This window comes from Paraglaciecola sp. L3A3, from assembly GCF_009796765.1.
Taxonomy (GTDB): Bacteria; Pseudomonadota; Gammaproteobacteria; order Enterobacterales; family Alteromonadaceae; genus Paraglaciecola.
This window is the reverse complement of record NZ_CP047023.1, coordinates 4,788,473-4,810,531: the sequence shown is the minus strand read 5'-3', so window position 1 is coordinate 4,810,531 and position 22,059 is coordinate 4,788,473. Positions and strand designations below refer to the sequence as shown.

Below are 22,059 nucleotides of genomic sequence, written 5' to 3'. Positions count from 1 at the left end.
CTCGAAAAGAATGAGATATTTTGGCTCGTCAAAAATATAACCTTAACTAAATAACCTGAGCTCGGGATAAGCCGAACCTCTCAATAACGCTTTTTTTGCGCCCAGCCCCGTTGGATCTTCTAACAATAACCTGTTATTGCGTACGAAAATCCACCTTGCTTTCTACCATACTCAACTGTCTAATAAATGTCCATTTTGTCTGTGTTATTCAACTAAATGATTCTTTACCGGGGGTAATGCCTAAATACACTCTAATTTCCACCCGACTTTATGTTGCTGCCATTTTTCATTAGCTAGTTCAGCATCAATTAAAGGATGAGATTTCAACCAATTTTCAGGGAATTGCAATAGCCATTTTTCGTTTTCGATAATGAAACTAAACTCAGCGAGTAGATGATCTTTACGACGGATAGATAAGATACAAGCCAAGCGTATGATGCGTGTTAATATTTGTAAGGCATTTCGCACATCAGGATGAAATGACTCAAACAAATCAAGCTGAATGTCTTGTCTATGACTTTGCACTAAGGTTTTAATGCCCATGCGTTGTTGCTCTGTATAACCGACCATAGGCAAGTACTTTAAAATGTATGCGCCATGCATATGATGTTGTTTATACTCTATGTGCATGCCTAATTCACATAACATAGCGCCTGCAATTAACATGGGTTCACAATCCACCTTGCCCAAATCTACTTGCTTCTGAACCAGTTTAAATAAACTTAAAGATAAGTTTTTTACTCTATTAGCGTGAGTTGACTCAATATGAAACCTTTCAATGGTTTGTTCTAACGTTTGGGTACGTCTATCATTTTGCTGCATGTTATCTAACATGCCATAGATTAAACCTTCTCGCAGCGCGCCACCTGAAATCTGCATTTCTTGAATGTTTAATTGTTCAAATAAGGCAATTAAGATCGCCAAACCACTGGGGAATATTATTTTTCTGGCTTCAGTTAAACCATCAATTTGTAATGAATCTAAAGTGCCACAGTCTATACATTGCTGTTTTAAATTATGTAAATAGTCTAAACGAATAGAGTCACTTATTCCTTGCGTGACCAAAATTTCGGTTATGGCTTGAGGAGTACCCGATGCGCCTAAACATTGTTGCCAATTAAAGCTTAAGAAGTCATCTATTACTGGTTCTAGTAATATCTTTGCTTGCTCTATGGCTTGATTAAATGCCGCTTGTGAAATTGTACCATCGGTAAAAAATCGCTCTTTGTAGGTGACACAGCCCATATTTAGACTAACCAAATGAATGGGGGTCATGTCGTTACCGACTATCACCTCAGTACTGGCTCCACCTATGTCGATAACTAAGGAGTTACCTTGATTGGCAGAAGTGTAAGCTACGCCTAGATATATCTGTCGGGCTTCTTCTAAACCATCAATTACGTTTAGTTTGTGATGTAAAATCTCTTCCGCACGTTTGATAAATACATCAGCATTTGTGGCTAAGCGTAAGGTGGCAGTGCCAACAATTTTAATATTAGATAAAGGAATATCTTGTAAGCGTTCGGCAAACACTTTTAAACAGTCCCAGCCACGTTCAAGGCTATCTTGGTCAAGGTACATATTTTCATCTAACCCAGCGGCTAAACGAACTTTTTGTTTTACTTTACCAATTATTTGTACACTACCCGCAGAGACCCTAACAACTACCATATGGAAGCTATTAGAGCCTAAATCTACTGCGGCATATAACTGCTCAGGTTGAGCAAAAGAAGAAACAGTTGGGATATTATTCATTTTCTATGTGGACGGGGTCCTGTATGACGTCTTTGTTGACTTTTGCCATTGGGTACACGTTTTTTAAATCTAGGCTTAGGTGGTTCAACATCTCTGATTAAATCAGCTGGATTATATTCTGAAACAGGGATGGAGTGTTGCACATATTCTTCAATGGCAGGTAAATTAAGTGAATATTTTTCACAGGCAAAACTAATAGAGCTGCCACTTTGTCCAGCCCGGCCTGTTCTACCTATACGGTGAACATAATCTTCAGCATCGTCAGGTAAATCATAATTGAATACATGGCTAACTGAAGCGATATGTAATCCGCGTGCTGCGACATCAGTGGCTACTAGTATATCAACATTACCAGAAGTGAAGTCTTCGAGAATTTTTAAACGTTTATTTTGCGGTACATCACCACTCAACAAACCTACTCTATGATTATCTGCTTGCAACCAATCGGTCACCCTTTCACAGCTGTGCTTAGTGTTGGCAAAAACAATGGCTTTTTCAGGCCACTCTTCTTCCATCAAAGTTAATAGTAAATAAGGCTTATCTTCGTCAGACGGATAGAATAACTCTTCTTTCACGCGCTCAGCGGTTTTACGCTCGGGTTCTATTTGCACATGGGTAGGATTATCCATATGTTCGTATGCTAATTCTTGCACGCGATAAGATAATGTAGCCGAGAATAACATGCTCAAACGTTCAGTTGGTTTGGGCATTCTGCGGAATAAATAGCGTATATCTTTAATGAAGCCTAAATCAAACATTCTGTCGGCTTCATCCAACACAGCTACTTGTATACCCTCTAATGAAAATATGTTTTGTTTGTAGTAGTCGATAATACGACCTGTGGTGCCGATAATAATATCTACACCTTCTTGTAACTTTTCACGTTGACTTTGGTAACCTTCGCCCCCATAAATCAAGCCAAGGGATAAACCCGTATGTTTACTAAGCAATTCTGCATCGTTAAAAATTTGCACTGCTAGTTCACGAGTCGGAGCCATAATAATAGCCCTAGGTTGACGTTTTGAGTCTTGTGGGTTAGACAACAAATAGTGGAAAGTCGCAACTAAAAAAGCGATAGTTTTGCCTGTTCCTGTTTGTGCCTGGCCCGCGATGTCATTACCTTCCAGTAATGGCGGTAAACTCAAAGCCTGAATAGGGGTGCAGTGATTAAAGTTGGCGGCAGACAATGCCTCAATAACCTGCTTATTTATGGCTAAATCTGAAAAATGTGTATCGGTTAAGTGTGTAGTTTGCATAGCTTATAGCTTATCATTGCTTGCATTAAAAACCAGTTTCTATATAACAATCATAACCGCGCTGAAATATTTACAGCAACAGAAAAAATTACGGAGAAAAAAATGAGCGACAAAATTATCACCTTGTCTGACGATAGTTTCGAGGCCGATGTTATCAATGCTGCTGGTCCTGTGTTAGTTGACTTTTGGGCCGAATGGTGTGGCCCCTGTAAAATGATCGCGCCAATTTTGCATGAAATTGCTGACGAATTTGAAGGCAAGTTAACAGTTGGCAAGCTGAATGTCGACGAAAATAACGAAACACCACCAAAGTATGGCATCAGAGGTATCCCCACTTTGTTATTATTCAAAGATGGAAATGTTGCTGCAACTAAAGTGGGCGCATTATCTAAAGCGCAATTAGTTGAGTTCTTGAACGAAAATATTTAGTTCCAGTATAGTGCTTGAATAATAAAAAACTCAGTTACAACTTGAAACTGAGTTTTTTATTTTTATCTAAATTTATAGCAATAAGCCTGTAATTAGTTGTATTAAGATACAAAAAATTAACTGAGTTGATTACATAGCAAACAATTTTCTAGACTAAGTTGATTTTTGATGCTAAGTTTTATCATGTTCTTACCTGAACAGACCTTGTATTTTAGTTTTGCTCAACTCAAAAATAGTAAATAAGTAAATACCATTGAATCATTCAATCAAACTTGGCTGTAAAGCCAAGCTTTTAGCAAAAAAGACCCACCAATTATGAACCTAACGGAACTCAAGAATAAACCGATCAGCGAACTCGTAAGTCTAGCCGAAGAAATGAAGCTAGAAAATATGGCTCGTGCACGTAAACAAGACATCATCTTTTCCATTTTAAAATCTCACGCCAAAAGCGGTGAAGATATATTTGGCAACGGTGTATTGGAAATTCTTCAAGACGGCTTTGGCTTCTTGCGTTCCAATGATTCATCTTATTTAGCTGGGCCTGATGATATCTATGTATCGCCAAGTCAAATTAGACGTTTTAACTTACGTACTGGCGACACCATAGCTGGGAAAATTCGCCCACCAAAAGACAGCGAACGTTACTTTGCCCTGTTAAAAATAGCCGAAGTAAACTACGACCGCCCAGAAAATTCTCGTAATAAAATTTTATTCGAAAACTTAACTCCCTTACATGCCAACGAACGTTTAACTATGGAACGTGGCAATGGTAGTAGTGAAGATATCACCGCACGAGTTTTAGATTTAGCTTCTCCTATTGGCCGTGGCCAACGTGGTTTGATAGTGGCACCGCCAAAAGCGGGTAAAACTTTATTATTACAAAATATTGCTCAATCAATAGCGGCCAACCATCCAGAATGTTTGTTAATGGTATTATTAATTGACGAACGTCCAGAAGAAGTAACTGAAATGCAACGCCTTGTTCGCGGCGAAGTCATTGCCTCTACTTTTGATGAGCCAGCTAGTCGCCATGTGCAAGTAGCTGAAATGGTAATCGAAAAAGCCAAGCGTTTAGTTGAACATAAAAAAGACGTGGTGATTTTATTAGACTCAATCACCCGTTTAGCTAGAGCATATAACACTGTTATTCCTTCATCAGGTAAAGTGCTAACAGGTGGTGTTGATGCCAATGCATTACACAAACCCAAGCGTTTCTTTGGCGCTGCTCGTAATATTGAAGAAGGTGGTAGTTTAACCATTATCGCTACTGCACTGATAGATACAGGTTCTAAAATGGACGAAGTTATCTACGAAGAATTTAAAGGTACAGGTAATATGGAATTACACCTGAATCGTAAAATTGCAGAAAAACGTGTATTCCCAGCTATTGATTACAATCGCTCAGGTACTCGTCGTGAAGAATTACTGACTACCCAAGATGAATTACAGAAAATGTGGATTTTACGTAAAATCGTACATGAAATGTCTGAAATTGATGCAATGGAATTTTTGATTGGTAAATTGTCAATGACAAAAACCAATGATGAGTTTTTCACTGCCATGCGTAGACAAAAAAGTTAAACATATTTAACGTTTACAATCCGCCCGCGGGAAACCTTGGGCGGATTTTTTATTTTAAAGCGACTGCTATTTATAAAGCTTGTAAGACCATTCGTATTTTACAGACCCACTGGTTTTGTTAATTGTCACGATACGGCTTAAGGTTTCTTAGCGAATAGCAATGGGCTACAATAGCCAGCTTCAAATTTTAGGGACATAGCAGATTTTATAAATCTATGTCCACTCAACTTAGAATTAATTTAAGCGAGAAAAGTTATGCCTAAAGTGGCAATAGTGATGGGTTCAAAATCAGATTGGCCAACCATGCAGCAAGCTGCTCTTATGTTAGAAAAGCTTGGCGTTGATTACGAAGCCAAAGTTGTTTCAGCTCACCGTACACCTCAGCTTTTAACCGAGTTCGCTGAACAAGCCGCTGATTTAGGCTTTCAAGTGATCATTGGTGGTGCGGGTGGTGCCGCACATTTACCTGGCATGATAGCTGCTCATACCCATTTGCCTGTATTTGGTGTGCCAGTGCGTTCAAGTCAACTTAATGGTATTGATTCTTTGTTATCTATTGTGCAGATGCCAAAAGGCGTGGCAGTTGGGACCTTAGCTATAGGTGAAGCGGGTGCGGCGAATGCTGGTTTATTAGCTGCACAAATTATAGCTTTGCAAGACACTAAAGTATCAGCAGCCATTAAGACATTCCGAGCTGAACAAACCGCCACAGTTTTAGCCCAACCCGCTTTAGAATTGCCGTGAGTCGTGTGATATGAGTATTTTAGTATTAGGTTCTGGACAACTAGCAAGAATGATGGCTTTAGCGGGTCATCCTCTGGGGTTAACAGTACAGGCTGTGGATGTCGCTGATAATAAAATAGTTGATCCTATCAGTAAAAATGTTGTCAATTGTTCTTTAGATACAGCTATAGAAGAAGCGAATGTTGTCACAGTTGAATTTGAACATATACCTGAAGCGTTACTTGAAACAGTACACGCTAGCAATAAATTAAAACCTAGTGCCGAAGCCATATTAACTGGTGCTGATAGAGTACGTGAAAAAAAGTTATTGGAAAAACTAGGTATCGCTAATTGTCCCTTTTCTATTGTCACTGAAGTAGATCAACTTGATGCAGCAATTGATAAGTTGGGTGAAAAACTCATTATCAAAGCCAGTCGTGATGGTTATGATGGTTATGGCCAATGGCGCTTAAAAGACAAGTCACAGTTGCCTGATTTAAAAAGACATTTGGCAAAATTAGATCTAAATGAAGTGCCCTTAATTGTAGAAAAAATGCTGTCTTTTGAACGGGAAGTCTCGTTAGTTGCTGTGCGTAATCAAGCTGGCGATATCGCATTTTACCCTTTAGCGGAAAACCTACATTACGAAGGCCAATTGCATGTCTCTATCGCCCCAGCAACTAATATCGATGAAGATCTAAATCTGCAAGCCCAAGAAATTTTCACTAAGTTAGCCGAATCTCTAGATTACGTGGGTGTATTGGCGGTTGAATTTTTCCAAATGGGTCAGCAGTTGTTGGTGAATGAAATCGCCCCTAGGGTGCATAATTCTGGGCATTGGACCATGCAAGGTGCAGAGACCTGTCAATTCGAAAACCATTTACGTGCGGTCAGAGGACTACCTTTAGGTTCGACTAAAGTCACACGTACTACAGCGATGATTAATATTATTGGCTGTAAAGACTTCAACAGAGATATGTTGAGTATCCCTGGTTGCCACCTTCATTGGTATGGTAAAACGCCAAGAGTTAAGCGTAAGATGGGGCATTTCAATCTTTGCGCAGATAACTACAAAGAGTTATCGAAAAGCATACAAGCATTGGTTGAATATTTGCCTGAAGAATTTTTCCCCATGCTCAAAGACGAAGCCGCAAGATTGGCGCAGTTTTAAGCAGTTGAAAACTAATTGCGTTATTTGTTTGACAAAATTTTATTTGTGAATAGAATAGCGCTCGCTTTCGGGGCTAACCGCCTAATAAGGTAGTTTACCAACAACCTGAAAGTAGCGTCACTTGAAGTAAAAAACAGTGCCGACTTAGCTCAGTTGGTAGAGCAACTGACTTGTAATCAGTAGGTCACCAGTTCGACTCCGGTAGTCGGCACCATTTTTTCTTCAGATCATCTCAAACTGACTTGTAATCAGTAGCTAAGCCTCATAGCAGTTCGACTCCGGTAGTCGGCACCATTTTTATTTTTAAAAGCATTCGCTTTGCTCACAAAGATTATTCACTTCGTTCACTTATGTGCTTTGCACACTATACGCTTCGCGAACTAAGCATGCGCTGCGCTTACTATACGCTTCGCGTACGGCATCCATGCCTTTTTTCAAGCCGCATCCCTGCGACCCGATTTACTTCTTTTCAACAGCAAAAAGAAGTAATACCAATCACGATAATTAATTTCCCACCTGTGCCCAATTTCTGGCGCACAATTTGATAACCTTTTCTTTATCGCTGATAAAGTTATTCCATGCCCGACTGCATTGTATGACAATATCCTCATAGCTATCAAAGCATTGATTGGCCAACTCATTTTGCCTAAGCCATTGCCATACCTGCTCGATTGGGTTTAGCTCTGGAGAATAGGGCGGAAGCTTGATGATACTCACCTTATACCATTTTCACTAAGTTTGTGATCTAATTGAGTTATGTATTCTTATCTTAATTCTTCTCATGCATAGCTTAAAAAATATCGATTTTTCGACACTCATAGCGAAGGAAAAAAATGCTCGGATGCGAGTCAGATTAATGGCCCTTTCACATATTCAACAAGGCGTTAATCGCACGCAAGCGGCTCGGTATCTGCACGTCAGCCGTAGAATGGTGAATGAGTGGGTGAAGCGCTTCAACCAAGATGGTTTGGACGGATTAAAGGAAAAGCCGCGCTCTGGTCGGCCTTGTGCTTTATCAGCTGAGCAACTGCAGACGTTGAAAATTTACATTGAGTCTCATGCCATAAAACCTGATGGTGGAAGGCTCAAAGGCACACTCATCATTGACTATGTGAAGCAAGAATTTGATATTACCTATGGCCTGACTAACATATATCGTCTACTGCATCAGCTAGGGTTTTCTTGGATAACCAGTCGCTCTAAGCACCCTAAGCAGTCCCAAGAAGCTCAAGACGAGTTTAAAAAAACTGCAGATTGAAACGATCAAATTGATCCCAGGCCATGTCACACTGGATAAAGTCGATATTTGGTTTCAAGATGAGGCTAGAATAGGTCAACAGAACACCACTACACGTTTATGGGCGAACAAAGGTAGTCGCCCTAGAGCGGTCAAGCAACAACAGTTTGAGTATGCGCATTTATTTGGGGCTGTATGCCCAGCGACAGGTGAAACAGAAGCCTTGATAACCCCTGTGGTGAACAAAGACATTATGAGACAACATTTACAATTAATATCAAATCGCACACAACTGGATCGCTATGCAGTAGTGATTATGGATGGTGCGGGTTGGCATACAGACGATATTGCGCATGACCTAGATAACGTGAGTATCATCAAGCTTCCGCCCTATTCTCCAGAGCTAAACCCAATCGAGCAGGTATGGCAATGGCTTAGGCAAAATGAGTTGGCCAATCAATGCTTTGATAGCTATGAGGATATTGTCATACAATGCAGTCGGGCATGGAATAACTTTATCAGCGATAAAGAAAAGGTTATCAAATTGTGCGCCAGAAATTGGGCACAGGTGGGAAATTAATTATCGTGATTGGTATTATCTAGGTCATGCGCAATATCGTCTGTATGCCAACCCGCACCGTCCATTATCACCAGTGCATGGCGGCCAGGCTGAGTACGCTTGGATATCAACTCTAAATGCTGTCTCATAATGTCTTTGTTCACCACAGGGGTTATCAAGGCTTCCGTTTCACCTGTCGCTGGGCATACAGCCCCAAATAAATGCGCATACTCAAACTGTTGTTGCTTGACCGCTCTAGGGCGACTACCTTTGTTCGCCCATAAACGTGTAGTGGTGTTCTGTTGACCTATTCTAGCCTCATCTTGAAACCAAATATCGACTTTATCCAGTGTGACATGGCCTGGGATCAATTTGATCGTTTCAATCTGCAGTTTTTTTAAACTCGTCTTGAGCTTCTTGGGACTGCTTAGGGTGCTTAGAGCGACTGGTTATCCAAGAAAACCCTAGCTGATGCAGTAGACGATATATGTTAGTCAGGCCATAGGTAATACCAAATTCTTGCTTCACATAGTCAATGATGAGTGTGCCTTTGAGCCTTCCACCATCAGGTTTTATGGCATGAGACTCAATGTAAATTTTCAACGTCTGCAGTTGCTCAGCTGATAAAGCACAAGGCCGACCAGAGCGCGGCTTTTCCTTTAATCCGTCCAAACCATCTTGGTTGAAGCGCTTCACCCACTCATTCACCATTCTACGGCTGACGTGCAGATACCGAGCCGCTTGCGTGCGATTAACGCCTTGTTGAATATGTGAAAGGGCCATTAATCTGACTCGCATCCGAGCATTTTTTTCCTTCGCTATGAGTGTCGAAAAATCGATATTTTTTAAGCTATGCATGAGAAGAATTAAGATAAGAATACATAACTCAATTAGATCACAAACTTAGTGAAAATGGTATAAACAAGAAATGCCGGCCTCCAAACAAATTTACTTCGGGCTATCCATGCCCCTACGTGAACCAGCTAAAGCTGTTCAAAAGTTTTCCAGAAACTTTTGTCTAATCCATAAAATACTTGGCTTTAATGTCGAAACGGCAATAAGTCGCGTCCTGCTATAAAAGATTGCCTTGCCCGAATGTCCCTATTCGGGCATTCGACAAGCCAATCATTTGATGGGGAATTTGTAGGCGCGGGTAAAGCAACAGCATCGGCTTCGCCGACAAAGATAAAAACAGCATTCACTTCGTTCTCAAAGCATGCGCAGCGCTTACCGCAATCCATTGCGGGTTTGATACGGCATCCCTGCCGCACCAGTTACTCTTTTTATGAAATACATCCGTGTATTTCACCCTTCGGGCCGCACTAAAGTGCGTTCAAAATTTATCCGGTAAATTTAGACAACAGCAAAAAAGAGTAACCAGAAAATGCCGGCCTCCACCAATTTTTAATCCATATTGAAAATAGACTTCAATGCCAGAGCGGCGAAAGGTAACATCCATGTAAAGCAATTCGCCTTGCTCAGACGTCCCTGTCTGAACATCTGGCAAGTCTATTTGAAATATGGAGTCGCGACAAAATCAAAAGCATCGGCTTCGCCGACAGCTAATCTGAGGCAGGGGGGACTGCCTACACAAAACATGGCGTGCCACTTAAAAATATAGAACATGCTTCGCCGTTAAACACAATGAAACACTCAAAGTGCCGTCATTCCTGCATGCTTTTAGCAGGAATCCATTTTGTTGTAATAACTACATAGACTTCAGTTGAAATACACTAAATCGCTTCCGTCTTATCAGACTCTAATTCTTAATAAAAAGCTGTAATTTAAATTCGTGCAAGTATATGGTTTTTGTCTTACTCTTTTCGGCGAAGCCGCATCAGTTATTCGCTGTGCTACTCAGTGACACGCTTTAATCTTTATGGTTTGTCACTAGTTAGTAAACTAGTGCATTCAAGCCTTTATGAGCTACCAAGTCTAATAGTTTTAAAGAAGTGCCTCGTGGCTTTTTAACGCCTTGTTCCCATTGCCTAACAGTCGATGCGCTAGTATTTAAATAGGCTGCAAAAACACGCTGGCTTACTTTAGCTTCTTCTCTTATCGCCTTTATATGGGATGCTTCATATTGTTCAATTTCAGGTAAACATAATGCGTCAAAATCACGCATAGTTTGTACATCCATGACACCTGAATTATGAAGGTCTTTTGCTGTTTCGTGAACGGCATTTAGAATACTTTCGTTCATATTATTTCACCTTTTTTATTGCGCTAGTTTTAATTGCATCTAGTAATTTCTTATCGCTATAACCAAGCAATTCTTTTGCTAATTTTTTCAATGCTTTTAGTTCGCTAGCATTGATGTTGCCACGATCATTTTTCGAGAACCCATACATAAAAAATGCTTTATTCTTAACTTTAAAAGCAAGTAACGTCCTAAGTCCGCTACTTTTTCCTTTTCCCTCTATTGGAACTCGCTTTTTATAAACACTACCACCTAGATCCGCGTCGATTAGCCCGTCTTCCATTTCTTCGATAGCGTTTATTAAGGCTTTATCTGTCAGCCCTTCCTTACTCGCCCATTTATCGAATAGCTTTGTTTTGAATAGATGCATTTATGCCTCTTAGTATAGTGAATGGTATCACTAAGTGTGATACATATAAACCAATCCTAAATCATATGGGCAGTTATTATAGTTACTAGTCACTGTTTTTACTGTTTTACTTTGCTCCATTCTACTCACTCTGCTTTTATGTTTTCCTCTGTGTAGCGCAGCCTCTGTGGTAATGGTTTTTGTCTTGGTCTTTTCGGCGAAGCCGCATTTGTTATTCTCTGTGCTACTATGTGATACGCTTTAATCTTTAGGTTTTATTCTTGAATGGATTCCAGCTAACAATATGGGGGAGAAATGACGAACGTTATGATCTGATCTAGCCCGAAAAAACTATTTACTAGCTCCTATTCACTAACCACTGCTTTCACTGCTTCACTCTGCTTAGTCTGTTTCATGCTGCTGTATCCTTCGCTCAGGATGCGCACCACTATTTTTGAAAGTCCGGTATTTGTTCTAGGAAATGATACTTTTCATATAATTTTCGAAGTTCATCATTTTGTATCAATTTATCTATGCCATTATCATAAATATCTTTTAAACGTTGCCCACGGGCATTATCGGTAAAAATCATATACAGATCTAATTGGCTAATGTCTTCCATTTGAAAGTCATAGTTCTTCATTGTTTCTGAGGGGCTCGTTGCTTTTTTTTCTAACCAAGCTAAATGTAAAGCCTTGGTATCTAGAAAATAATCTGCTCGGCCAGAAACCAATAATTTATAAGCGGTTTCGCGGTCTTGAACTGAAAACCCATTAAAAAGAGCTTTGTTCAAGCCAAAGAAAAATTCATTTTTATAAGGGCTGGGCCAGACACCGTTATAGTTAGTTAACGACGTTATATCTTTATAACTGATTTTATTGCTATTAAGCAAAACACTGATGGGGGCAGCTAAGATAGGATGTTGGGAGGTAATATAACCGCTGACAAAGCTCGTAGCTCCAGTTATATCGGCAGTGCCATTCTTGACTTCAAGGAGTGTTCTTTTCCAAGGCATATAAGTGACTTCAAGCTGATGATCAGCAAAAACGCTACGTAAAATGTCATTGTATAAGCCGCTACCGTCTTTATTCGTATAATTTTGCCATGATTCAGTCACCCAACGAATTGTCTCAGCATTAGCGATGCTGGTACTTAGCATCAGCAAAGTTATATATACAGCGAGCAGATAGGGCTTCATCAAATCATTACCATTATTATTATAATTATAATTTTAGATTACCCTTTATTGTGTGATTTTCAATAGTGAATCACGGTCTAAATAATCCTGATTTATTTACAGTTATCAATAGAATGCTCCTATCATTTTCTATCTATATGGCTATTACTGTATTCAAGCATAACTTTACTAGCTTATTTTTTATATGAGTGTTGCAATACACGCTAATAAATACTCATTAGTAGCAGTAAACTCCTATCGATCTTATAAATTCAATCCATCATCTATTCTGGCAAGCACCCTGGGCGCAATCTCTGGGCTTAGTGGCGTTAATCATTGGTGTGAGTGCCTTTTTTCAAAAAGACGATCAACACCTTAGATATTATCTTACTGTGTTTACCTTATGTATGGCAGTGCATTTCTTTATGCTAGAGCAATATACTAGTACTTGTTTAGCACTACTTGGCAGTGTAAGAAATTTCGTATCGAGTCGAACTAAAAATGTTTGGGCTATGAGCCTATTTATATTTATAGCGGTATCCATTTCAATTTCCAATATCGATTCGCTAGTCCATATCTTGCCATCTGTTGCTATTATTGCTGGCTCTTGGGGGTTATTCCGCGAGAAAGGAATAGCAATGCGAGTCTACATGTCTTGCGGTACAGTATGTTGGTTAAGTCATAATCTGATTGTAGGCTCGATGGGGGGGATCCTAATTGAAAGCATATTTTTAATCGCTAATTTTAAAACTATGTACTCTCTCTATCGTGAAAGCCATGTGTAATTTCAAACTATTTTTTCTTCTTAAAATCGTCTTCTGAGGCCCCTGACCACACTTTACTCAACAAGTGCATAGCCGTAGCTACGCGGTTGATGGGTTTGATTAAATCTGTGGTATCTGATTGTTGTAAATCGAGTTTTATGGCTTCTAGAGATTGAGCCATTTGACCTAGTTGTTGTACCGCTTGAGTGGTGGGATCGCCTTCTACTTTTAGGCTTTGCTTGCTACTAAAGGCACTGCATATATGTTCCCAACGTGCCGTTTTTTCTTCATCCATGACCCCTCGTAATATGGCTAATTTGAGTAAGTTTTCTTCAGCGCCAGATGTCAGAGTTTGTGCTTCACCTGTGTAGTGATCGCCAATCAGTTGCATAAGTTCATCATGGTTCATCACGGCTGAAATTTTTTCGGCCATTTTGTTCATGTTGCGGTAACTGCCTTGTAGTTTAAATGGCGGCTCTTGGCGATAATCTTCGGCGCTAGCCGCAGATTTTATATATTCTAAGTTGACCTTGAGGATGACTTCTTGGATTGCGCTCAGGTGTTTTAATACACTGATAATTTCGTTAACTTCAGCACCACTATATTGATGGCTTAGGTCGCTGCTGCTAGCTTGACCAGTTTGTGCCATAGCGATCAGTTTATACACATCTTGCATATCTCTTAATGCTAAGGGGGCGAGTACTGGATTGGAGGTTAGGGCGTTTTCGATATAGCTCAGGGCAAATTGTTGCTCTTTGCCGCCCAGTACATCACCTAAGTTATAAATGTCAGCACGGTTAGCCAACATGTCAGGTACCTTAAACACATCACCAGACTCAGTGTAGGGGTTTCCAGCCATCACCACGCAGAACTTTTTGCCACGCATGTCGTAGGTTTTAGCTTGGCCTTTCCAGACACCCTCGATTCGCCTTGTGCCATCACACAATGAAATGAATTTTTGTAAAAATTCTGGATGGGTATGTTGAATGTCATCTAGATAAAGCATGACATTACTACCCATTTCTAGACCTAAATTGAGTTTTTCTAGTTCTTGGCGGGCAGTGGCATTAGGCGCATTCTCTGGATCGATAGAGGTCACATCATGTCCAAGTGACGGACAGTTTATTTTCATAAACACTAAACCAAGGCGGTCTGCTACATATTCCATCAAGGTGGTTTTACCATAGCCGGGTGGTGAAATAAGTAATAATAAGCCCATTAGGTCGGTACGTTTGTTGTCACCAACTGTACCCATTTGTTTCGCTAGGTTGTCACCAATAATAGGCAGATAAACCTCATTGATTAAGCGGTTACGTACAAATGAACTTAATGGTTTGGCTTTATACGCGTCAAGTTGTAGTTCACGTTTACTATTGTGCATCTCTTGTTGACGTAACTGATGGTAGCGATGAAAGTTGGTTACGTGTTGATTATGATAGTTATTCAGTCGTTCGCTGTATTCATCTAAAGAAAGAATCAGCTGACTTTCAACAATATTTTTATGGTCGCTGAGTAAGTCGTTAACTGTCACGTTTAAATCCACTTTACTGGCACGTAAACTGATTTTTCCTTGGCAAATAATTAAGGCTGCGGCTTCAGTTAAATAGTGACTTAATTGTGTCCTATCTTTGTCAGCTAAGGTTGCTGTTAACCAAGCGTTGATAAGAGTCCATTGTTCTTCTAATCCGCCTACTTGAGGCTGTTTATGTTCAGCTTGTTCAATCATTTGATTAAACTGTGCCATAGCTGCTTGAAATTCGTGGGCATGGCCAAGAGTATCGAGTTGTTTGTTAAAACCTTCGGCTAACAGTTTGGCTGGCCGGCTACTGATAAATGCCAATTTGGGCAAAGCTAACTCGGCAGTTAAATATTCGGTACTTTGCTGAATGATATTATCGTCAAACTGCAGAGCAAAGCGCTGGCAAAACTGGCAGATTTTTTCAAATAATGTGTCTTGTAGTTGCACAAAACCATTGCGGCTATTAAATGATTTTGCCAATAGTTCGGCGCTAAATGCATGGCTTTGCCAGATTTTTTGCTGATTTTTCTCGCGATGCGAAAACGTCCAAAATAACATGGCTAAGGCCCGTGATGTTGGCGCATAACGTAATAAGTCGGCTTTTTCATGTACAGGTAAAATGGCTAGTAACAGTTTGACTGTATCGGCGTCATGTACACCTTTTTGGTAACCCTCTTGATAACGATCAGCCATATATTGTCGCACTAAAACTAGCAGTGCTTTTGGGTCATTCACTAATTGGTATAAAGCGTGAATAGAATGACCATTTTGCTGTAACTCTGCATCACGAATAATTAGTGAGGCTAAATATTCGATTCGGCTGACATCTTTGTTTTCAGATACTAAGGCTTGTTGCCAGTATGGTTTAAGATCATTTAGTTGTTGATTATCTAATTGCTCAAAATAGTCAGTACCCACTAAGTGACGATATAAACCATCCTCACGGGGCAATAAGGTTAAATCAAGATTTTGTGAATTAACGCTAAATTTATGTCGGCCCAATTTAATAATAGCGCCGCCATCTTCAAAAATATCCTGTTTATCTCGTAGACTGCGAATACCTTGTTCTTTAGCCGCTTTTAATTGCGCTTCTAAGTCATCGGCTTTAACTGGGTCGTTTAACTCTCGTAACTGTGCAACTAAATCAGCTATCTTCATCACCATAGGATCAGAAGCAAAATAGGTATTCAGTTGGTCGGCATCGTTAAAAGAATTAGCTCGCCTGCTGACTCCTTTTAAAATTCTCTCTGCGGCAGAAAATAAATTTTGTGAACGGCGTTGTTGGTCTTCAAGCAAGCTTTGTTTGCGGCTTTCAAATACGCTGTGTAATTCTTCCCGCTTATCCATGATATCGCTAAGGAACTGGTCATATTCACTAAATTTTGACTCTAGTTCTTCTAATTGAATCATCAGCCTCGATAGCTGTTCATCAGCTTTATCGGGCGTATCGACCATAGCAATTGCACTATTTATACTTTGCGAAAATAATCTAAATTGAGCGGCAAATTCAGCAGAAGATTCTCCTGAGCCTAACTCTTTACGGCGCTTTTTACCTTGCGCTTTAACTTGGTTGAGTTTGCCGTAAATTTCTGAAATATCGTCAAGTATTTTAGTTCTGACGGTAGCGTCATCAACCTTCAAACCATTGAGTATTTCAGTTAATAAATCTAAACCTAACGACAGTCCATCTAATTCTTCAATTAATGGTTTGATGTCGACCACTAAAGTCACTTGCGCCAAGCCATTTTCTAAAGTGATAATTTTGTCATGATAAGGTTGTAAGGCTTGGTCTGCCGCTAAAAAATTAACAGTGGCGCTACTAACTATTTCAAACTGTTCGGTTACTTGATGATCTAACTCGGCAATACGTTCTTTGTTGATATAACGCTGATCTTTAAGGGTGATCAAGTGCCCTCTTTGTTGGCGCAAGGCTGTTAAACATTGAACAAATTGTTCTGGTGATTGCCAATCGCTTATTTTAACTGTGGCTAATACGTCCGTTTGTTTTTGCTCTGCTTGGGCTAAAGCTTTATCTGCTTGTAAGCGAATTTGTTCAACTTTAATAAATTCATCGATTACCAACTCAGAAGTAGCAGTGATTTGTTTAACGACGTCTCCTAGACCGTCGACCTCTGGCTCGCCCAACCAATAATAACTATCGAACATAGTACGACAGGTTTTAATCAGATCTTCGTATAAATTACGACTCGGATTAGGATTGCTGACACTGCGATTAATGGCAATCAGGTCAGAAATGCCACGGACCAGTTCTTTATTGCCTATACGACTAAAAAAACTGTCGGAGCTTGGTTGTTTAGCTGCATGCTCTGAACTGAAATAGGGCGTTTCCCACACTTGCATAGGATGTACACGGGTGGCTTCGTCCTCGGCTACAAACACCACCATAGTGCCATCTTCAAACACACTATAACCATGTGCATAAATAGGATTTTGTAATTCTTTACGAATTAAATTATAGGAATATAAACCAACCAAACCTGATTCTGGTTCATAAAAAACATACAATACGTCTTCGCCATTGGGTGAACGAATACTGCGCTTAAACCTAAGGCCTTCGATTTCATCCGGAAAAGATTTTGTGTCACCGTTTTGTAGATAATATCCGCCGGGGAAGATGATCCCATGATCTTCAGGCAAAGACACACAAGCTAAACCAATAGCATCAATACGATTGACTTGGGTAGTACGAGTGTTGAACACTAAAAAGCGATACTGTTTCTCTCGGTATGGTTGGATTTTAAGTAGTATCAAGGTGCCAATTTGTGCATATTGAATGTCTGCATCAGCTAAGCTTTGAGTTTGATCTTCTACTGGTTCGTTATAAATACCTAAACCGTCTTCGGTATTATTTTCGACCTTGATAGTAAGCTTGCCACCTATGGTTTCGACGAATACTTGATCGAGAATATTTATATGAGGATGTTGACCGGTTTCGTGTTGTTCTCTGCCGGCTTTTTGCCATTCAAAGTCGTGTGAAGGTACGTTTTTAAGTGCGCGTTCACCTCGGTTATCAATGTAAGTTGGGTCGCCATCTTTATTGATACGCCATTGAAAAACTCGAGTGTCTTCTATTTTTCGGCCAATTTGGAATACCGCAAAAAGTGTCTGAGCTTGAACTTTAAGCTGAATTAAACGGGCTTCTTTGTAATAAACATATAATTCGTTAAATTCTTTGGTGAAGTTGGCGTCAGCTAAAAAACTGTCGGCTAAGTCTTGAGGTTCAAGTTCGTAGACACTGTTATTTTGTTTTAGCTTGAATAAGCCAAATACATCGCTAACTGAGGTTTCTTTTTTCAGACCAATAAAGACATTGTAACCAAATAAAATATTGTCCCCTACAGGTACAATATCTCGGGCCACACAGTTGTTTTCAGTGCGTACCCGAACACGGCTTAATACTTCTAATTTGGCTTGACCAAACTCTGCAATACGGGCTTGGTTAAGTTTATCGACTTTTTGTTTCAGGTGAGAGGCTTGTTCGGTTAAACGTGCGCGAATAACTTCATAAGCTCCGCCCTCGGCGACCGCTTGATCGACCTGATTTTGCCCCGTATTGGTGTGCTCGGTCGTAGTGTGATCTGTCATAGCAATTGCTCCCAGCTAATTAAAACGGGTAGTGGTTCACTACCCACGGAGTATTTATTAGCTTGCAGTGCTGTTGTTCTTTTTACTTAGAGCATTGGCAACCATTTCCATTACTTGCGGGTTGTCCCCGCCTTCCTTAAGAAATTTAGCCACTAACGCCGTAATGGCTGTATCTTTTGCATTACCACTAGCGCCACCAAAGCCAGCAATCAGTTCTTTGGCGTCTTCGACAAAACTGGCGTCGCCATTAAAGTGATCGGCGAAAGCAGTTTGTAAGGTTTCACTTTTGCCAATCGTGCCGTCTATGGCTTTACCTACCGAAAGGGATTTCACAAAACTATCAAGGTAACTAGTATCACCACCCACAATATCAATATTTGCTTCTTTAAGTGCTTCGGATAACACTAGAGCCTGTTGCTTGGCAATCTCAACATTGGTGGTGATTGATTCCATATTTTGCTCATGATGTTTGTCTAAGCGCATTCTAAATTCTTCATGTGAACGTTGTTGTTCAGACATAGTGGCCATGGCTTCAAATTTCTTAGTCATGCCTTCTGCTTCAGCCGCGGCTTTTTTCGCCATCACTTCAGCTTCAGCTACACCGGTTTTTTCAACTGCGTCAGCCATAGCTTCTTGTACTCGCACATCCGCCATGCCTTCTTGTTCTTTAGCAATAGCTTTCGCTTCCATCACTTTAGCCTCTGCAAGACCTGTAGCGGCAGCTAACGCTTCATTACCTTCTGCTTCTTTACGTTGTGATAAGGCTAATTTTTCTGCTACTTCTAAATCGGCAGCAGCAATAGTGATTTTCTCTTTGGCAATATATTCACTTGATTTCTCTGCTGCTTCTGCGGCTTTGATATCTTTAACTAATGCCTCTTCTGCATCAGCTTCCGCAGCTATTACTTTAGATTTTCTTAAACGTTCTGCTTCTGATATTACTCGTACGTCGTTGATTTCTTCTTCTTTTTCAGCAACGGTTTTATCTACTTCTACACGGCTGCGAATAACATCTGCAATTTCACGCTTTTCGTGTTCAAGTAACTTTTCGTTGGCAATACGTTGCAATGATGCTTCTTTTTCTCGCTCAATTTGTTCTAGTTCACGGGCCTTAATGACTCGTTCTTCTTCAATCGCTACAGCACGTAATCTGTTGTTTTCGGCAACTTCAACTTCTCGTTGTTTATTTTGCTCTTGGACTTCAATTTCTTGTGCTGCTTGCACCCTTGCTTGTTCTGATTTGAGTTTTTCTTCATGTTGAACTCGCTCTGTTTCGGCGGTTTCTCTGGCAATAACCGTTTCAACTTCGCGTTTTTGCTTGGCTTCAGCATCCGCTTGTTGACGTTCAAGTTCTAAAATAGCTTCGCGAGTTTCGACGTCTTTACGTTTAATTTTCATCTCTTCATCACGCTGAAAGACATTGGTTTGAATATGTTGTTCTGCGGTTAGTTGAGTAATTTTACGAATACCTTGCGAGTCCAAAATATTATTAGGATCTAACTTTTCAAGAGGAGTTTGTTCAAGATAATCAATGGCCACATCTTCTAATACATAACCGTTAAGGTCGGTACCAATATTATCGATAATCATGTCGCGGAACTTGTCACGCTTAGCATATAGGTCTTCGAATTCCAGTGACTTACCTACGGTTTTTAACGCTTCAGAGAATTTAGCACTAAATAAATCTTCTAAAGTAGCAATGTTGGAAGCGCGTTCACAGCCTATCGCTTGGGCGACTTTCATTACGTCATCACGGTTTTTATTTACTTTTACAAAAAATCCTACCTTGATGTCAGCGCGAATATTGTCATTACAAATCAAGCCATCAGAGCCACTTCTATCTACTTCAATGGTTTTTAGCGATATATCCATTATTTCCATTTTATGAAAAACAGGCAGTACAACACCTCCAGTAAAAGTCACTGTGGGTTCGTTACCCATTTTGTTGATGATCATGGCGCGACCTTGCTCAACTTTTTTGTACAGACGAGCTAACATTAAAATCATGCCAATTACTAAAACAAATATCCCAACAGCTAGGGAAATCCAGAAAATCACATCACTTTGGGTATTCATTTATTTACTCCATTAACTATCATTGAATTGGCAATAAGGGGGTTAAATACTAGTAGATGACATAGCCATCACGTCAGCTTCACTGGCAACAGAATAGGTATCTGTTTTTTGGCAAAACTCTAATAAAACTATTCGACTTCCTTTACACAGGTCATTCGGAATTTGCGCTCTTACACTGTAAATCATGCCATCATCTGCGGTCGCTTGACCAAAAGTGTCGGTCACGGTTTGTGTTGTCACAGTGCAAATGATCCCATTTAAGTCTCTTTTTGATATGGCTTGATGTGTGTGAAAAAACTTGCGTAAAGGTTTACAACAAAGTGCCGCAAGAGGAATGGCGATCACTATGGCAAAAATAGCTACAATAAAACCGATGGCTGTGGCGGTTAACACCCCATCTAATAAAGGCATTAAATATTTACGCGCTAAATAAGTAAAAGCAAAAGCATAGATATCGACTAGGGTTAAAGCTACGGTAAGAGGGACGCCACTTAAGCCTAAGCTTTGTAACCACCCCCCGCCAGATACTTCGGCATCAGAATCTGTATCAATATCAAATATTTCGATATCAACCAAACCTGCAAATGCTAATAGCCAAAAAAGCATTAGAATAATCAGAGGTATAGTGAATATTATGGTAGGGAAGCTAAATATTCCATTTAGAAAAAGTTCCATTTCTAACTGCTCCGTTACAACGATTAAAAATCAGGTTAACTAAAAAACGCGGTCATCAAATTACTGTGAGTAAGCAGCATTGTCAAATATTAACGGGAGAGAATAATGACCATTAATAGCTTTTTGCTGTGTAATAAATATGCACTGCACTCGCTAAACTTTGAGTTTCAATCTGCAATGGCCTGTAAAAGTTACAGCTAATACCAATTGCAGAGTCTTCTACCTAACCTTAATTACTTTTGGATCTTGTGCATAATACCATTTTCGCTGAACGATCAATTATTTAGCTAGATTGGTGTAAATTAAGACATCTGTTTTTTTGGGGTAGAATTTATCAGCTTGTTGAATGTAGTTTAATTTATTTTCTAGCCATTTTTGTTGGACATTTTTACTGTAGTTCAAATATAGTTTACCTTCATATATATCCCAAGCATCAGCATCTATTCGAACTGTATTACCTTCATCAGCCATGGCGTAGGCGCACCAACCGCCGTACTGTGGTGCGTATTTTTCTGGATTTGCTTTGAATAACTCTAAATTGTTTTCGCTGGAAAACCGCCAATTGGCATTTCGCCAATTAAACGTAAATTTTTTATTACCTTCTACAGGTTTAGATTCAGTGAAATAAGCCACAGTGTCGTAACCATCGATAGCTGTATCGTTAAAAAAACCTGTATTGACTGCATCGTCCAAGGCAAAAGCGGGAAGGGTAAAAATAGTAAAGGTTAACGCCCAAGCATATTTGATGAAATTCGACATTGGTAAATTCTTTTAGAGATTCGATGTATCTATATAACCGTGCTTAGCCTTTAAAAATTTCTTTTAATTATTGTTTGTGAGTAATTTTCTGATATTCAATATTGTGAAAATATTATTTGGCCCATAAAAAAAGGCCACCGAAGTGACCTTTCTTGAATCATTTAATGTCTATGACAATTAAAGGATTTTAGCTACAACGCCAGCACCAACAGTACGGCCACGT

The 22,059-nt window shown here is 39.8% G+C and carries 17 protein-coding genes, 1 tRNA gene and 1 pseudogene; 7 read left to right on the top strand and 12 right to left on the bottom strand.

The window, feature by feature from the left end:
• Nucleotides 1-240 precede the first annotated feature (240 nt).
• Nucleotides 241-1,755, bottom strand: coding sequence for a guanosine-5'-triphosphate,3'-diphosphate pyrophosphatase (locus GQR87_RS19940; RefSeq protein WP_158972443.1), 1,515 nt, complete (start codon nucleotides 1,753-1,755; stop codon nucleotides 241-243).
• Nucleotides 1,752-3,011 carry an ATP-dependent RNA helicase RhlB gene (rhlB, locus tag GQR87_RS19935; RefSeq protein WP_158972442.1) on the bottom strand — a complete coding sequence of 420 codons (1,260 nt, stop codon included), beginning with the start codon at nucleotides 3,009-3,011 and terminating at the stop codon, nucleotides 1,752-1,754. The genes GQR87_RS19940 and rhlB overlap by 4 nt, the downstream gene beginning before the upstream one ends.
• A gap of 102 nt (nucleotides 3,012-3,113) precedes the next feature.
• Between rhlB and trxA the strand changes: the two genes are divergently transcribed.
• From trxA to GQR87_RS19910, 5 genes are all read left to right on the top strand, one after another.
• A complete protein-coding gene (gene trxA, locus GQR87_RS19930) occupies nucleotides 3,114-3,440 on the top strand; it encodes a thioredoxin TrxA (protein WP_158972440.1) in 327 nt (108 codons plus the stop codon).
• Between the two features lie 315 nt (nucleotides 3,441-3,755).
• Entirely contained in the window at nucleotides 3,756-5,021 is a 1,266-nt protein-coding gene (rho, locus tag GQR87_RS19925; protein WP_158972438.1) for a transcription termination factor Rho, read from the top strand.
• Nucleotides 5,022-5,276: 255 nt separating this feature from the next.
• A complete protein-coding gene (purE, locus tag GQR87_RS19920; protein WP_158972436.1) occupies nucleotides 5,277-5,765 on the top strand; it encodes a 5-(carboxyamino)imidazole ribonucleotide mutase in 489 nt (162 codons plus the stop codon).
• Between the two features lie 10 nt (nucleotides 5,766-5,775).
• Nucleotides 5,776-6,915 carry a 5-(carboxyamino)imidazole ribonucleotide synthase gene (locus GQR87_RS19915; RefSeq protein WP_158972434.1) on the top strand — a complete coding sequence of 380 codons (1,140 nt, stop codon included), beginning with the start codon at nucleotides 5,776-5,778 and terminating at the stop codon, nucleotides 6,913-6,915.
• Between the two features lie 138 nt (nucleotides 6,916-7,053).
• Nucleotides 7,054-7,129, top strand: a tRNA-Thr gene (locus GQR87_RS19910).
• Nucleotides 7,130-7,419: 290 nt separating this feature from the next.
• On the opposite strand, the pseudogene GQR87_RS19905 reads toward GQR87_RS19910, so the two are convergent.
• Nucleotides 7,420-7,632: pseudogene (locus GQR87_RS19905) on the bottom strand (transposase); the annotation flags it as partial.
• 64 nt (nucleotides 7,633-7,696) lie between these two features.
• Here GQR87_RS19905 and GQR87_RS19900 point away from each other — a divergent pair.
• A protein-coding gene (locus tag GQR87_RS19900) for an IS630 family transposase (protein WP_158970245.1) occupies nucleotides 7,697-8,732 on the top strand; the annotation gives its coding sequence in 2 pieces (ribosomal slippage) (nucleotides 7,697-8,155 and nucleotides 8,157-8,732; 1,035 coding nt in all).
• Here GQR87_RS19900 and GQR87_RS19895 read toward each other — a convergent pair.
• The 5 genes from GQR87_RS19895 to GQR87_RS19875 all read right to left on the bottom strand — a co-directional run bounded on the left by GQR87_RS19895 (nucleotide 8,729) and on the right by GQR87_RS19875 (nucleotide 12,458).
• The gene (locus GQR87_RS19895; protein ID WP_158972432.1) at nucleotides 8,729-9,082 is read right to left on the bottom strand and encodes a transposase; all 354 of its coding nucleotides are present in this window, start codon (nucleotides 9,080-9,082) and stop codon (nucleotides 8,729-8,731) included. The two genes, GQR87_RS19900 and GQR87_RS19895, sit on opposite strands and share 4 nt — an antisense overlap.
• 10 nt (nucleotides 9,083-9,092) lie before the next feature.
• Nucleotides 9,093-9,569 carry an IS630 family transposase gene (locus GQR87_RS19890; protein WP_199271653.1) on the bottom strand — a complete coding sequence of 159 codons (477 nt, stop codon included), beginning with the start codon at nucleotides 9,567-9,569 and terminating at the stop codon, nucleotides 9,093-9,095.
• A 1,036-nt stretch (nucleotides 9,570-10,605) separates the two neighbouring features.
• Nucleotides 10,606-10,914, bottom strand: a complete 309-nt coding sequence (locus tag GQR87_RS19885; RefSeq protein WP_158972430.1) for a DNA-binding transcriptional regulator — start codon at nucleotides 10,912-10,914, stop codon at nucleotides 10,606-10,608.
• A 1-nt stretch (nucleotide 10,915) separates the two neighbouring features.
• Entirely contained in the window at nucleotides 10,916-11,281 is a 366-nt protein-coding gene (locus tag GQR87_RS19880; RefSeq protein ID WP_158972428.1) for a type II toxin-antitoxin system RelE/ParE family toxin, read from the bottom strand.
• A 427-nt stretch (nucleotides 11,282-11,708) separates the two neighbouring features.
• The gene (locus GQR87_RS19875) at nucleotides 11,709-12,458 is read right to left on the bottom strand and encodes an ABC transporter substrate-binding protein (RefSeq protein ID WP_158972426.1); all 750 of its coding nucleotides are present in this window, start codon (nucleotides 12,456-12,458) and stop codon (nucleotides 11,709-11,711) included.
• Between the two features lie 236 nt (nucleotides 12,459-12,694).
• On the opposite strand from GQR87_RS19875, the gene GQR87_RS19870 reads away from it, so the two are divergent.
• Complete coding sequence (locus GQR87_RS19870; RefSeq protein ID WP_370459646.1) at nucleotides 12,695-13,222, top strand: YgjV family protein; 528 nt, start codon at nucleotides 12,695-12,697, stop codon at nucleotides 13,220-13,222.
• A gap of 7 nt (nucleotides 13,223-13,229) precedes the next feature.
• On the opposite strand, the gene GQR87_RS19865 is transcribed toward GQR87_RS19870, so the two are convergent.
• The 4 genes from GQR87_RS19865 to GQR87_RS19850 form a co-directional block, all read right to left on the bottom strand.
• Nucleotides 13,230-18,326, bottom strand: coding sequence for a DNA repair ATPase (locus GQR87_RS19865; protein ID WP_158972422.1), 5,097 nt, complete (start codon nucleotides 18,324-18,326; stop codon nucleotides 13,230-13,232).
• 57 nt (nucleotides 18,327-18,383) lie between these two features.
• Complete coding sequence (locus GQR87_RS19860) at nucleotides 18,384-20,402, bottom strand: flotillin family protein (protein ID WP_158972420.1); 2,019 nt, start codon at nucleotides 20,400-20,402, stop codon at nucleotides 18,384-18,386.
• Between the two features lie 42 nt (nucleotides 20,403-20,444).
• On the bottom strand, nucleotides 20,445-21,077 hold the full coding sequence (locus GQR87_RS19855) for a hypothetical protein (RefSeq protein ID WP_158972419.1): 633 nt from the start codon (nucleotides 21,075-21,077) through the stop codon (nucleotides 20,445-20,447).
• Nucleotides 21,078-21,356: 279 nt separating this feature from the next.
• Nucleotides 21,357-21,836 carry a YHS domain-containing (seleno)protein gene (locus GQR87_RS19850; protein ID WP_158972417.1) on the bottom strand — a complete coding sequence of 160 codons (480 nt, stop codon included), beginning with the start codon at nucleotides 21,834-21,836 and terminating at the stop codon, nucleotides 21,357-21,359.
• Nucleotides 21,837-22,059: the final 223 nt, after the last annotated feature.